11 protein-coding genes are annotated in these 14,124 nt (G+C 72.8%); 1 reads left to right on the forward strand and 10 read right to left on the reverse strand.

Features of this window, described 5'->3' with window-relative positions; translation table 11 throughout:
- Positions 1-125: 125 nt before the first annotated feature.
- Both E0D90_RS16015 and E0D90_RS16020 read right to left on the reverse strand, forming a co-directional pair.
- Complete coding sequence (locus tag E0D90_RS16015) at positions 126-536, reverse strand: rodlin (protein ID WP_103529459.1); 411 nt, start codon at positions 534-536, stop codon at positions 126-128.
- Positions 537-774: 238 nt separating this feature from the next.
- On the reverse strand, positions 775-1,593 hold the full coding sequence (locus tag E0D90_RS16020; protein WP_130798933.1) for a trans-aconitate 2-methyltransferase: 819 nt from the start codon (positions 1,591-1,593) through the stop codon (positions 775-777).
- Between the two features lie 104 nt (positions 1,594-1,697).
- Between E0D90_RS16020 and E0D90_RS16025 the strand changes: the two genes are divergently transcribed.
- Positions 1,698-2,195, forward strand: coding sequence for a MarR family winged helix-turn-helix transcriptional regulator (locus tag E0D90_RS16025; protein WP_103503658.1), 498 nt, complete (start codon positions 1,698-1,700; stop codon positions 2,193-2,195).
- 140 nt (positions 2,196-2,335) lie between these two features.
- On the opposite strand, the gene E0D90_RS16030 is transcribed toward E0D90_RS16025, so the two are convergent.
- The 8 genes from E0D90_RS16030 to E0D90_RS16065 form a co-directional block, all read right to left on the reverse strand.
- Complete coding sequence (locus E0D90_RS16030) at positions 2,336-3,262, reverse strand: S1 family peptidase (RefSeq protein ID WP_130798935.1); 927 nt, start codon at positions 3,260-3,262, stop codon at positions 2,336-2,338.
- A 557-nt stretch (positions 3,263-3,819) separates the two neighbouring features.
- Positions 3,820-5,364 carry an alpha/beta hydrolase gene (locus tag E0D90_RS16035; protein WP_227870256.1) on the reverse strand — a complete coding sequence of 515 codons (1,545 nt, stop codon included), beginning with the start codon at positions 5,362-5,364 and terminating at the stop codon, positions 3,820-3,822.
- A gap of 210 nt (positions 5,365-5,574) precedes the next feature.
- Positions 5,575-6,393, reverse strand: coding sequence for a response regulator transcription factor (locus E0D90_RS16040; RefSeq protein ID WP_130798937.1), 819 nt, complete (start codon positions 6,391-6,393; stop codon positions 5,575-5,577).
- A gap of 248 nt (positions 6,394-6,641) precedes the next feature.
- Entirely contained in the window at positions 6,642-7,829 is a 1,188-nt protein-coding gene (galK, locus tag E0D90_RS16045; protein WP_130798939.1) for a galactokinase, read from the reverse strand.
- Positions 7,826-8,962, reverse strand: coding sequence for a galactose-1-phosphate uridylyltransferase (locus tag E0D90_RS16050; protein ID WP_130798941.1), 1,137 nt, complete (start codon positions 8,960-8,962; stop codon positions 7,826-7,828). Before E0D90_RS16050 ends, galK begins: the two co-directional genes overlap by 4 nt.
- A gap of 155 nt (positions 8,963-9,117) precedes the next feature.
- Entirely contained in the window at positions 9,118-9,795 is a 678-nt protein-coding gene (locus E0D90_RS16055) for a response regulator transcription factor (protein WP_103503662.1), read from the reverse strand.
- A gap of 286 nt (positions 9,796-10,081) precedes the next feature.
- Positions 10,082-12,037, reverse strand: coding sequence for an outer membrane protein assembly factor BamB family protein (locus tag E0D90_RS16060; protein ID WP_130798943.1), 1,956 nt, complete (start codon positions 12,035-12,037; stop codon positions 10,082-10,084).
- Positions 12,038-12,174: 137 nt separating this feature from the next.
- On the reverse strand, positions 12,175-14,055 hold the full coding sequence (locus E0D90_RS16065) for an ABC-F family ATP-binding cassette domain-containing protein (protein ID WP_130798945.1): 1,881 nt from the start codon (positions 14,053-14,055) through the stop codon (positions 12,175-12,177).
- Positions 14,056-14,124: the final 69 nt, after the last annotated feature.

Raw genomic sequence — 14,124 nt, forward strand, 5'->3', positions numbered from 1 at the left:
CCCCCTCCCCGGTGGTCTTCCCCTCCCGGGAGGGGAAGACCACCGGGGAGGGGGTTCCGTTGCGTGCGCCGGTCAGAAGGCCGTAGAGCCCGGCGTCCGCGAGTTGCCGTGCGCTGGGGAGCGCGTCAGCGGAGGCTGCCACCGTTGCCGGAGAGGACCTCGACGTTGGACAGCAGGTTGGACAGCGGGTCGTCCCCGTCCTGCAGCGTCGAGTTCTCGGCGCAGGCCTGGTTGTTGTTGCTGCTCAGGACGTCCTGAACGGTGACCGGGATCAGGCCGACAACGCTGCCGACGTTGGTCTTGCCCGGCAGGATCGGGGCGCAGATGTCGTTCAGCGAACCCTGGACGAGGGCCATGTTCGGGCTCATGCCACCGTGGGTGGTGGTGTTGCCGAAGACCTTCTCGGCGCCGTTCCCGGACACCGCGGTGTGGCCTGCGGTGTCGTCGCCGACGGCCAGCGCCGGGGCGGCGGCGGCACCGGTAGCACCGATGGCGGAGGCCGCGACTGCAACCGTGGCGAGCGTCTTCTTGATCACTTGCTGTGTCCTTCCGAGTGTCTGAGAATGCCCCTCGCGGGACGGCCTGAACAACTGGCGACGGAGCGAAGAGTTTCCGGTCTTCACCCGTTTGGCCCCCTCATGTACCTCGTTCAGGTCGTGTAGGTGCGCCAGGTGGACGCTTTCGCCGCGACGCGGCACTCGGACGGACCGTCACCTGTGGTGACCGGGACCTCGGCTCGGCTCCCCCGGGCTCACTCTCGGGTGACGCCGGAGGTCAACGGGCGCCCCCGGAACGGCGGGCGACCACGAAGAGGCGGCGGAACGGGAAGGTGGTGCCGTGCGGGCCGGCCGGGTAGGCCCGGCGCAGCAGCTCGCGGTACTCGTCCACGAAGGCGGTGGCGGCGGCCGGGTCGTCGGCCAGTTCGGTGAGCACGGGGCGCAGCGCCGTGCCCTTGGTCCAGTCGAGGACGGGGTCCTGACCGGAGAGGACCTGGAGGTAGGTGGTCTCCCAGACGTCGAGGTCGCAGTCGAGGCCGGCGAGCGCGGTGAGGTACCCCTCAGGGGTGAGGACGGGCCGCTCGGCGCGCAGCAGTCCGCCGAGCCGGCCGCGCCAGCGGTCCCCGAGGCAGAGGTCGCGCAGCAGCAGGTGGCTGGGGGCGTCGAAGTTGCCGGGGACCTGGAAGGCGAGCACGCCGCCCGGGACGAGCCCGGCCGTCCACTCGGGGAACCGCGCGGCGTGGTCGGGCACCCACTGGAGGGCGGCGTTGGAGACGATCAGGTCGTGCGGGGTGTCGGGGACCCAGTCGGCGATGTCGGCACGGGTGAAGGTGAGGCTGCCGCCGTCGGCGGTCGGTCCGGCGTGGGCGCGGGCCTCCTCCAGCATCGCGGCGGAGGAGTCGTAGCCGGTGACCCGGGCGGTGGGCCAGCGGTCGGCGAGCAGTGTGGTGGGACCGCCGGGGCCGCAGCCGAGGTCGGCGATGCGCGGCCGGTCGCCGGGCAGTTCCGGGACGCGGGCGAGGAGGTCGCACAGGGGGCGGGTGCGGTGTCCGGCGTGCCGGTTGTACTGGGCCGGGTCCCAGTGGGAGGTCTTCATGATCACTCACCCTGCCCGCGATATATCTTGATGTCAAGAGAGTCTACTTCAAGAGAGTCGACTTCAAGAGACTTCACATCGACAGAACTACTACACTGATCCCCATGGAGGACGAGGTCGATCGACTGGTGGCAGCCTGGCGGCGCGAGCGCCCCGATCTCGACGTGGAGCCACTGGAAGTACTCAGCAGGGTCGGCCGGCTCTCCCGGCACCTGGACCGTGCGCGCCGCCTGGCCTTCGCGGAGCTGGGACTGGAGCCGTGGGAGTTCGACGTACTCACCGCACTGCGCCGCACGGGCGCGCCCTACCAGCTGTCGCCGGGCCAGCTGCTGACCCAGACCCTGGTCACCTCGGGCACCATGACCAACCGGATCGACCGGCTGGCCAAGAAGGGCCTGGTCGAACGGCTCCCCGACCCCAGCGACCGCCGCGGCGTACTGGTACGGCTGACGACGGACGGCCAGGACCACGCCGACCGCGCACTGGCCGGGCTGCTGGCACAGGAGCGGGCGATCCTGGCCGAACTCTCCACCACCCAGCGCCGCGAACTCGCCGCGCTCCTGCGCGAACTGACCGCGCCGTTCGACAACACCGGCGGCTGAACCGCCCGCCCGCCGGCCGCGAACGCGCCGCCGCCCCCGGCGCGGTGCTGGCCGGGGGCGGCGGATGGGACATGTGCCCGCGTGCGGTGCCTCTCGATGACGCGGGCGGGCGGACCGGCCCGGGTCACCGGACGGACCGGTTACGGCACGCTGACGCCGTAGGCGGAGGCCGCGGCGACGACCGGCTGGAAGAAGGTCGTGCCACCGACGGAGCAGTTGCCGTTGCCGCCGGAGGTCAGGCCGAGACCCGTGGAGCCGGCGAACAGCGGGCCGCCACTGTCACCGGGCTCGGCGCAGATGTTGGTGCGGATCATGTTGTAGACGATGTCGCCGCCGCCGTAGTCGACGGTGAAGCCGAGACCGTTGACGCTGCCGCAGCGCAGGCCCGTGGTGCTGCCGCTGCGGCACGCGGCCTGCCCGACGAAGGCGTTGGAGAAGGAGGTGATCGCCTGCGAGGTGCCGTTGTACAGGTTGACGGTGCTCGGCGCGCCCTGCTGCGAGTCGTAGCGGACCAGGCCGTAGTCCCCGCCGGGGAAGTTGGACGCCGCCGTGGTGCCGATCTGGCTGACCCCGTCACTCCACAGCGGGTAGGGCGGAGTCGGGCCGTAGGGGTCGTCGGTACAGTGACCGGCGGTCAGGAAGTACCAGGTGCCGGCGCTGTCGCGCACGTTGAAGCCCGCGGAGCAGCGCCAGCCGAGGTCGGCGTAGATCGCGTCGCCGCCCTGGACGTACTTCTCGAAGGTGCCCGGGACCGCTTCGAACTCGATGGCGCGGGAGAGCGACCCGGCCTCCGCGCGGATGGCGTCGAGGTCGGCGTCCGAGACCGTCTCGTCGTGCAGGACGGTGACGGTTCCGCTCTCGCTGTCCACCGCGTAGGCGGTGCCGCCGATGCCGGCGTCCGCGACGGCTTCGTGGGCCGCGGTCAGCTGCGCCTCACTGAACGTGGCGTCGGTGTCCGCCTGGGCTGCGGCGGGATTGAAGAGCGCGGCGACGAGGAGCAGACCGGAGGCGACGGCGATCCGCTTGAGCCGTCGGGTCCTGGTGGTGGCGCTGTGGGCACGCGTCATTTCCTGTGTGGGTCCTTCCGGGAAACAGGTGCGAGGGCCGGGCGGCCGGGACGGCACGTCCGGGATGGCGACCCGTCAGGCAGCGGAACATGTCCCTGACAAGGCACGCCCCTGATCATGGCGCCCCGCCAGAGCGCTGCCAAGAACCGCTTTCGGACGCGCAACGCGTTCGACTGACTACGCTCTGTTCGAATGACTCCTGGGGCGTGCGGGGCCAGGACCGAACGGTGTGGCGGGTGAGCGCCGTGGCCGGCGCACCCGTGGGAGGCGTGGGGCGACTGGGCGCGGCGCGGGGTGACGGGCCGTGTCGTGATGTTGTCGCGAATCGGGTGTTCCGGCGCGCGCCGTCGCACGCCGGACAGACGTTCGCGTGGGAAGGGGGCCGGGAAGCGGCTCGGCGTCCACCCCTCACTGCGTGGCTGTCCGGCCCTCCCGCCCGGTGGCCACTCGCCGGAGGCGCGGCCCCGCACACGCGTCGACCGCCCGGCCCCGGCAACCGGGGTCGGGCGGTCGACGCGCGCGTCACGGCGGTCCGTGCGCGCAGGCGCGGTGTGGCGTCAGTTCGCCTCGCAGTGGACGTCCTCCTCGGGGCGTTCGCCCGTGACGAGGAACTCGGTCACGATGTCGTTCGCACACGGGTTGTCGTGCTTCAGATAGGCGAGATGACCGCCCTGGTCGGCCGTGATCATCCGCGCCCGGCCCCCGAGGGCCTCCCGCATGTCACGGGCGCCGGCGAGCGGGGTCGCGTTGTCGCGGAGGTTCTGGAGCATGAGGATGTTGGAGGGGCCCTCGTCGGTGATCTCGACGGGCTCCTCGGCCGGCTGGGACGGCCAGAACGCGCACGGCGTGACGTTCGCCCCGGCCGCGCCGAACAGGGGGAAGCGCTCCCGGTCCTCCTCGACGTTCCGCGCGTAGGTCGCGACGTCCTCAGGCCAGTCGCTGTCGTTGCAGATCACGTGCAGCTGGCTGGCCAGGTAGTTGTCCGGCGGGACGTCGGAGGAAGCGGCGGCGGCCGCCGCCTCGGGGTCGACCTCCGGCTCCGGAACCGCTTCGCCGGTGTCGAGTGCCTGCCATGTCTCGGCGAGGGCGGGCAGGTTCTCGTCGTAGTAGAGCTGGTCGAACGTCAGCTGGCGGAAGACCTGGCCGGTGTACCCCTCCGGGCTCGGTTCCGCGTCCAGCTTCTCCCCGAGCTCGATGTAGGTGGCCTCGACCTCCTCCGGCGTCTCGCCCAGCCCGTAGGTCTCGTGTTCCGCCGCGGCGAACTCCGCGAAGTCCGGGAACCGGTCCTGGACCCCCTCGCCGAAGCCCCGGGCGAACTCGGAGTCCCACCCTTGTGGCCCGGTCACGCTGTCGATGACGACGCGGTCGGTCTGCTCGGGGAACATCGTGGTGTAGACGGAGCCGAGGTAACTCCCGTAGGAGATACCGAAGTAGGACACGGTGGACTCGCCGAGCGCTTCACGGACCCCGTCCATGTCGCGCGCCGTGTTGGCTGTGGTGATGTACGGCAGAATGTCGGCGGTCGCGGAGTTCGCGCACTTCTCCGCGACGGCTTCGACGCGCTCGGCATCGGCGGCGACGTCCGCCTCGTCCGTCGCGTAGAGGGGGATGTTGGTGGGGTGGTCCGCCAGGGTGAGGTCACAGGTCACCGGAGTGCTGTGCCCCACCCCGCGCGGATCGATCCCGATCACGTCGTAGGTCTCCAGCACCTCAGCCGGCACACCGAACTCCTCCAGCAGGGCCGGCATCCGCAGTGTCTGTCCGCCGGGTCCGCCGTTGTTGACCAGCAGGACGCCGTGCCGCTTGTCGGGTTCCTCGCTGGAGAGCCGGGAGACGGCTATCCCGATGCTCTCCCCCTCCGGGTCCTCGTAGTCGAGCGGGACATCGAGGGTGGCGCACTCGAGACCGGGCGCGGCTACGTCCTCCGGACATTCGGCCCAGTCGAGCTGTCGGCCGTCCGCAGTCCCAGCCTCGGAACCGGCCTCGGAACCGGCCTCGGAGCCGGCCTCGCCGTCGTCTGCCGCGTCGCTCGACGAGCATCCCGCCAGAGCCAGCGCCGATGCCAGGGTGACAGCCAGCAGGGGAGTGGTAGACCTTCTCACCAGGGTCCTTTCCGTGGGGGTGGCACAGGTGTCCCGTGCGGCCACGCATGCGTTCCCGCGAGAACGACAGCGGGGGCCTCCGCCTGAACAGGTGTTCGTCTGCCCCGGCCCCCGGAGGTAAACCGGGCCCCGCCATCGGTGGCCGCTTTCGGCCTGCCCGGGTGCGGAAGGAGGGCGGCGCGCGTGCGGAAGGAGGGCGGCGCGGGTCCGTCAGCCCTCGACCGGGGGCACGCCCGCGCGGCGGGCGACCGCGACGGCGGCCAGCGTCGAGTGGACCCCCAGCTTGCCGAGGACGTTCTGCATGTGCGTGCGGACCGTGTGCGGCGACAGATACAGCCGTTCGGCGACCGCCTTGCGCCCGAGGCCGGCCAGCATGCAGCGCAGCACCTCCAGTTCGCGCGGGGTCAGCGACTCGGCCAGTCGCTGGTACTCGGTACGGCTGCGCCGGTCGCGGGTCAGCTCGCGGAGCACCTCGGTCAGCAGGGCCGGCGGCAGATGGGTCTCGTCGCGCAGCGCTCCGCGCACCACATGGAGCAGCCGCGCCAGCGAGCTGTCCTTGGCGACCCAGCCGAGGGCGCCGGCCGCCAGCATCCGGGCGGCGGTCTCGGCGTCGTCGGCGGAGGCGAGGACGACCAGCCGCAGGCCCGGGTGGTGGACGCGCGCGACCTCGGCCAGGCCGGCCGTACCGGTCGGGGCGGGCTCGCCGTCGTTCTGGTCGGCCCCCGCGGCTCCCACGGCCGCCGCTGCCCTTGCCACCGCGATCGCCGCCGTCGTCGTCGGGCCGGCGGGAGCGGCGGCCGTTGTCGCGACGGTTTCCACCGGGCCGGCAGGTTCGGGCAGGAGGTCGGCGTCGGCGAGGAGCACCTGGAACGGTTCACCCGCCGCCTTCGCGCGGGCGAGCAGCTGGGCGGCGCCGCGCGGACTGCCCGCCGCCACTGCCCGCACGTCCGGCTCGGCGGAGAGCGCGGTCGCGAGCGACTCGGCGAAGACGCGGTGCCGGTCCACGATCAGCGCTCGGATGCGGTCCACGCTCTTCCCCCTCGCCACCGGCCGTGACCGGCACCCACCCCTGCCATCCACACACTGCCTCTGGCCAGGTCCCAGAGTACGGTCGAGGCGTGCCCGGGGCGTCTGGTTTGACCTAACTGCCGCCTCACTGGGGTTATTTGGCGCACTCACGACCCTCATGCGCCGGATGCGCGCTCCCCCGGCGTGCCCCAGCGCTCCCCCGGCACTCGCCCGGCGCCTCCCCGCACCGGCGTCAGGGGCGGAGACGTTCAGGAGCGGTGGGCGCCCGCGGCGGGGTCGGCGCGGAAGATCCGGGGCTCGGGGTGGCCGGCCGCCCGTGCGGCGGTCCGGACGGCGGCGCTCACCGCGTCGACGGCGTCGGTCTCGGCGAGGACCACCGCCGAGCCGCCGAAGCCGCCGCCCGTCATCCGGGCGCCGAGGGCCCCGGCCCGCACCGCCGCCTCGACCACTGAGTTCAGTTCGGGGCAGGAGACGGCGAAGTCGTCCCGCAGTGAGACGTGTCCGGCGACCAGGAGCGGGCCCGACTCCCGCAGCCGGCCGGCCTCCAGCAGCCGTGCCATCTGCCGCACACGCTCGTTCTCGGTGACGACATGCCGGGCCAGAGGCAGCAACTCGGCGGGCAGCGCGGCCAGTCGCCCCGGCAGGTCGTCGACCGGCACCTCGCGCAGGCTCGGGACGCCCAGCACTGCGGCCGCCGCCTCGCAACCGGCCCGGCGGTCGGCGTAACCGCCCTCGGCGAGACGGTGGTTGACGCGGGTGTCGGCGACCAGCAGCGCCAGCCCCTGCTCGTGCGGCGCGAACGGGATGTGCCGCAGGCCGAGTTCACGGGTGTCGAGCAGCAGGGCGTGGCCGGGCCGGCAGCAGGCGGAGGCGAGTTGGTCCATGACCCCGCACGGCACCCCGGCGAAGGCGTGTTCCGCCCGGCGTCCGGCGGCGGCGAGCCGACGGCCGTCCAGCCCCAGCCGGAAGAGGTCGCCGAACGCCCCGGCGGAGGCCACCTCCAGCGCCGCCGAGGAGGACAGACCGGCGCCCGGTGGCACGTCCGAGGCGACGGCGACGGAGACCCCGCCGAGCCGGTGCCCGTCCTCCCGCAGCGCCCACAGAACCCCGGCCGGGTAGGCGCCCCAGCCGCCGGGTTCGCCGGGGGCGAGCCGGTCGAGGGGTACGGCCAGCGGCTCGTCGGGGCGCTCGGCGGAGGCCAGGGCGAGCAGTCCGTCGCCGCGCCGGCCGACCGCGACGACGGTGCGGTGCGGCAGCGCGAAGGGCAGCACCAGGCCGTCGTTGTAGTCGGTGTGCTCACCGATGAGGTTGACCCGCCCGGGCGCGGACCACAGCAGCTCCGGTTCGGCGGCGTACCGCGTGCGGTAGAGGCGACGCGCCCGCTCGGCGGGACCGTCGCCGGGACTGCGCTCGTCCGCGGAGCGGTGCGTGTTCACGGAGCGGTCACCTCCCGCAGCCGGGCGGCGGCCGTCTCGGGCAGCACGTCGCTGACGAAGGCTCCGGCGCCGGACTCGGAGCCGGCGAGGTACTTGAGCTTCCCCGGACCGCGCCGGATCGTGAACAGTTCAAGCCGCAGGGCGAACTCCTCGCGTCCGATGCAGAGTTCACCGAACTCACCGAGTTCATCGCGTTCGCCGAGTTCACCGCGTTCACCGCGTTCACCGCGTCCGCCGAGCGGCGCCTGCTGCCAGGCGGCGATGTAGGGAGTGGGCGGCTGGCCGGGGCCGAAGAGCAGGTCGAAGCCGCGCAGCAGCCGAAGGTAGAGGCGGGGGAACTCCGCCCGCTCCGCCGCGTGGAGGGCGGTGAGGTCGGGGACCCGGCGGTGTGGCCGAAGGTGCACCTCGTAGGGCCACCGGGCCGCGTGCGGCACATAGGCGACCCAGTGCGTGCTCTCCGCCACCACCCGTCGCCCGTATGCGAGTTCGTCGGCGAGCAGTTCGTCGGCGAGGTTCCCGCCGGTGCGGGAGCGGTGGCCGGCCAGCGCGCGCAGCTCGCGCCCGGTGCGCGGCGGGAGGTACGGGTAGCCGTAGACCTGGCCGTGGGGGTGGCTGAGCGTGACGCCGATCTCGGCACCCCGGTTCTCGAAGGGGTAGACCTGCCGCACTCCGGGCAGCGCGCCCAGCGCGGCGGTCCGGTCGGTCCACACCTCCAGCACCAGCCCCGCCTGGGCCTCGCCGATGTCGGCGAACGACCGGTCGTGTTCGGGGGTGAAGCAGACCAGTTCGCACCGCCCGGCGTCCCCGGAGAAGGCCGGGAACCGGTTCTCGAAGACGGCGACCCGGTAGTCACGGTCGGGGATCTCGCTCGCCCGCTCGTCGGTGCTGGGGCACAGCGGGCACTGGTCGGCCGGGGGCAGAAACGTGCGGTCCTGGCGGTGGGCGGCGTAGGCGACCGTCTCGCCCGTCAGCCGGTCGACCCGGCGCTCGGAGGTGCCCGCCCGGGTGGCGGGCGGGACCGGCCGGGGATCGGGAAGCGGGCGTCGCGGGGGCGTCGGCACAGCGCCCGCCGGGTCGGCGTCGTAGTAGATCAGCTCGCGCCCGTCCGACAGTCGGGTGGTGGTCTTCCGCATGTCGAGCCCTTCCCGTGGCACACCGCAACCGTCCGACAGGAAACGAACAGAATCAAACAACTTCCGGCGCAATACAACACGTTGGCCGGTCCGCCGTCAACGGACGCACCTCGGTGCCGCAGCAGCCGCCGCCCGGCCGCACCGCACCGCCGGGCTCACCGGAGGCGTGCGCCACGGAGCTGGTCCAGCAACCCGGTACGCACCGCGACGGCCACCGCCTCCAGCCGGGTGGCCGTGCCCAGCTTCGCCAGCAGCCGCTGGATGTGGGTGCGCGCGGTGCTCGGGGCGACGCCCAGGCCGTCGGCGATCCGGCGGGTGTCCTCACCGTCCACGATCCGCAGCAGTACATGGGCCTCGCGCTCCGTCAACTGGGCCGCGAGCCGCACCCCTTCGGCGTCCGGAGCCGGACCGGGGTCGAGGAGCGAGCCGAAGACCTCCCGCAGCAGCTGCGGGGCCACGGCCGCCTCGCCGGCGCGGGCTCGGGCCAGCGCCCGCTCCACGCCCTCGATCCGCTCGTCGTCGCGGACATAACCGCGCGCACCCGCGGCGAACGCCGCGGCCACCCCCCGGGGGCACGGCACCGGGCCGAGCACCACCACCGCCACCCGGGGCCACTCCCGGCAGACGGCGGCCACCGGGTCCAGGGCGCCGGGGGCGTCCGGGTTGCGGGTGCCCAGCAGGCACACCTCGGGCGTGCGTCCGCCCACCAGCTCGACGGCGCGGGAGACCGGGCTGCCCGCCGCCAGCACCCGGTGACCACGCACCCGCAGCGCCGAGGCCAGGGCCTCCGCGACCAGCCGCCGGTCGTCGGCGACCACCACCCGCAGGCTCATCCCGTCTCCTCTCCCCGCACCCCCGTCCGGCGGCGCACGAGCGCGCCGCGCGGGCCCCGTGGGGCGAGCGGGCCGGAGGGCGGCAGAGTACGGGGAACGCGACACCCCCGGTACCCCACGTCGGGGTACCGGGGGTGTTCGGAGCTACAGCTGTCTCACACCGGCCCGTACCGACGGCCGGAACGGCACGCGGCACACACCGCGCGGCGCGGCATCCGGCACGGGCCGGGCCCGGCACCGCGAACGGTGCCGGGCCCGGCCCGGAAGAACGAAGGCTCTCAGCAGGTCACTGGTAGACCAGCAGCGCCGACTGCTCCCTGCGGTGGTCGTAGTACGTCTGCCGGATCAGTACGAACCGGTTGTCCACCCAGATCGCGCGGCTGTCGGCCTCGTTCGACATGCCGAAGATGTCCCGCTCGTCGCTGTTGCCCTCCGGGGAGAGCAGCATGATCTCCTCCGCGCTCTCGGAGGACGGGTCGAGTGCCAGGATCTTGCCCGGGTCGGAGTAGGTGGCGAGCTGGTAGACGACGATCTTGCCGTCGACCGCGGCGATCGGACGGAGCGCTCCGCTCTCGTCGTCGATCGGGCCCACCTCCCAGAGCGCGTTGCCGGTCTCCAGCTCGACCGCGATGACCGTGCCGGGGGTGTCGGTGCCCGCCAGGAAGAGCAGCCCGTCCTCCACCACGTACGAGGGGCAGACCAGCGGCGAGCCGAAGCGGCACAGGTCGGCGTGCCGGTCCGAGCTGAAGTCGAGCCTCGACTTCACCGCACTGAAGTCGTCCTCGATGGCCAGCAGCACCTCTTCTCTGTCACCGAAGTCGGCGCCCTCCTCCTTCAGTTCGGCCCGGACTACCAGCGGTTCGACGGAGACCAGGCTCTGGAGCTCGAACTCCTTCTTGTCGTACTGGGGTTCGTAGGACCAGCGCCACTGCTCCTCGCCGTCCTCGGCGCGCGCGACGACATGCCCGGGCACGCCCTTGTCGAAGGAGCTGCCGCACTTCTGGTGCTCGATGAACTGACCGTCGTGAACGCCGTAGGCGTTGACCGAGCACTCCTCCCCGGACTGCGGCTCCCACGCCGGCTCACCGGTGCTGACCAGCCAGCCGAAGCCACCGGCGCCGGTCGCGACCGCGACATGGTCGCCGAGGATCGCTGGGTAGGTGCCGTCGTTGATGAAGCCGTCCGGCATGTCGATGTTCAGGACGGACTCACCGGTGGTGATGTCGAGGATGGTCAGGATCTCGCAGTCGAGGCCCTCCATCATCGCCACCAGACCCTCGGAGGACTCCAGCGAGGAGGCGCAGTTGCCCCGGCTGGCCGCGTAGGACCAGTTCTGCTCACCGGTGTTCATGTTCCAGCTGATGACCTCCTGACCGGAGACCCGGACGAGGTCGTCGCCCTCGAACCACACGCCACGTGTGTAGTTGAGGCCGTCGCCCTCCTCGGGCCCGGAGATCGGGCCCTCGTTCATGACCAGTTCGGCCTGGACCAGTTCCTCCGGCAGGCCGGTGGCACCACCAGCGCCACCGCTGCCGTCGGCACTGTCGCCGTCGGCGTCGCCGTCACCCTCGCCCGCGTCGCCACCGCCGTTCTCGTCGTCGGGCTCGTTCTCCGTGGGGGCGGCCGTGGTGCTGCCGTCGTCCTTGGTGAAGTGCCAGACCGTGAAACCGCCGGCGACCAGCGCGGAGACCAGCACGCCGACCATTAGCACCATCAGCGGGCCCCGGGAGCCGGAGAAGCTCCACTCGTTACCCGAGCCGTCCTGCTTCTCCAGCGAGACCGCCGCGCCGGGCGCGGTCGGCGCCCCGAAGTTCTGCGGCGCGGTGGGGCCGGTGCCGGGGTAGCCGTAACCGGCCGGGGGCTGCGGATAGCCGTAGCCGGGGCCGCCCGCCTGCGGGTAGCCGTAGCCCGGGCTGCCCGGCGCACCGCCCGGAGGCGGCCCTGCCGGGCCGGAGGGCGGAGTGCCGTAGCCACCGCCGGGCGGAGGCCCGGGCGGAGTGCCGTAGCCCCCACCGGGCGGAGGCCCAGGAGGAGGCGGGGTCGACGGCGGGCCGGCGGGCGGCTGGGCGCCCGGGGCCGGTGAGCCGGCGGGCGGAGCACTCGGCGGCGGGGTGCTGGGCGGACCGGACGGCGGAGGAGTGCTCGGCGGACCGGACGGCGGGGTCGGCGGACCGGTGGGCTGCTCCGGTGGCTGGCCCGGGGGCGGTCCGGGCGGGCCCGGCGGAGGCGGCGGCTGAGACATATCTCCCCCAATGACCGGAATCAGTCTGGCGTGCGCGCTCATTCCGGGGTAATGGTCGACTGTTGGTGCGCAGGGCTCTTTCTACCACCGGACTCCCACGGGCCCCTGTGCGGTTCCCGTGGGATGCGCCACGCCCCTCACTCTCCCTCGGAGAGCTCCAGCCACCGCGTCTCCAGCTCGTCACGCTGTGCCGCCAGCTCGCGCAGCTGGGTGTCCAGCTCGGCGACGTGGCTGAAATCGGTCGAGTGGGCCGCCATCTCCGCGTGCAGCCCCTTCTCCTTCTCCACGATCCGGTCCAGCTGCCGCTCGATCTTCTGCGTCTCCTTCTGCGCCGCCCGGGACAGCTGCGAGGGCTTGGCCGCCGGAGCGGACGCCGAAGCGGCGCCGCCCGACGGAGACCCACCCGAGGCGCCACCGCCGCCGGAGGCCGACGCCCCCGAGGCACGGGCGGCGGCCCGGCGCTCCAGGTACTCGTCGATGCCGCGCGGCAGCATCCGCAGCGTCGCGTCACCGAGCAGCGCGAACACCCGGTCCGTGGTCCGCTCGATGAAGAACCGGTCGTGGCTGATGACCACCAGCGAACCGGGCCAGCCGTCGAGAAGGTCCTCCAGCTGGGTCAGCGTCTCGATGTCCAGGTCGTTGGTCGGCTCGTCCAGGAAGAGCACGTTGGGCTCGTCCATCAGCAGCCGCAGGATCTGCAGCCGCCGCCGCTCGCCGCCGGAGAGGTCACCGACCGGCGTCCACTGCCGCTCCTTGACGAAGCCGAACTTCTCGCACAGCTGGCCTGCCGTCATCTCCCGGCCCTTGCCGAGGTCGACCCGGGAACGGATCTGCTCCACCGCCTGCAACACCCGCAGCTCGGGGTCGAGTTCGGAGACCTCCTGCGAGAGGTAGGCGAGCTTGACGGTCCGTCCGACCTTGATCCGGCCGCCGGAGACCAGCGGCGACTTGCCCTCGCCGCCGTCCTCGGCGGTGTCGGCCAGCGCGCGCAGCAGCGAGGTCTTGCCCGCGCCGTTGACACCGACCAGGCCGACCCGGTCACCGGGGCCCAACTGCCAGGTCAGCTGGTGCAGCAGCTCCCGGCCGCCCTCGCCCGAGGCGTCGGCGCCCACCCGCAGCGACACCCGCTCCAGGTCGAACACCGTCTTTCCGAGGCGGGCGTTGGCGAACTTCATCAGCTCGGCGCCGTCGCGGGGCGGCGGCACGTCCGCGATCAGCGCGTTGGCCGCCTCGATCCGGAACCGGGGCTTGCTGGTGCGGGCCGGAGCGCCGCGCCGCAGCCAGGCCAGCTCCTTGCGCATCATGTTCTGCCGCTTGACCTCCTCGGTCGCGGAGATCCGCTCCCGCTCGGCCCGCGCGAAGACGTAGTCGCTGTAGCCGCCGTCGTAGGCGTGCACCGTGCCGCGCTGCACGTCCCAGATGCGGGTGCACACCTGGTCCAGGAACCACCGGTCGTGGGTGACGCAGACCAGCGCCGAGCGCCGCGCGGAGAGATGGCGGGCGAGCCAGGAGATGCCCTCGACGTCCAGGTGGTTGGTCGGCTCGTCCAGCACCAGCAGGTCCTGCTCGGCGATGAGCAGCCGGGCCAGCGCGATGCGGCGCCGTTCGCCACCGGAGAGCGGGCCGATCCTGGTGTCCAGGCCGTCGGCGAAACCGGGCAGGTCCAGGCCGCCGAAGAGACCGGTGAGGACGTCGCGAACGGCGGCGTCACCGGCCCACTCGTGGTCGGCACGGTCGCCGATCACCTCGTGACGGATGGTGGCGTCCGGATCGAGGGAGTCGTGCTGCGTCAGCACCCCGATCCGCAGCCCGCCCGAGTGCGTGACCCGGCCGGTGTCGGTCTCCTCCAGCTTCGCGAGGATGCGGATCAGCGTGGTCTTGCCGTCACCGTTGCGGCCGACGACACCGATCCGGTCCCCCTCGCCGACGCCGAGAGAGAGGTCGTCCAGCAGGGCCCGGGTCCCGTAGACCTTGTGGACCGATTCCAGATTGACGAGGTTCTTCGTGGGTGTGGCCATGAGGGGTCCCAGGGTAGTGCGACGGACGGGCGGGCCGTTCGGACGGCCTCGGGACGGCGGGCGCGGGAC

The organism is Streptomyces otsuchiensis (assembly GCF_004305975.1).
GTDB lineage: Bacteria > Actinomycetota > Actinomycetes > Streptomycetales > Streptomycetaceae > Streptomyces > Streptomyces otsuchiensis.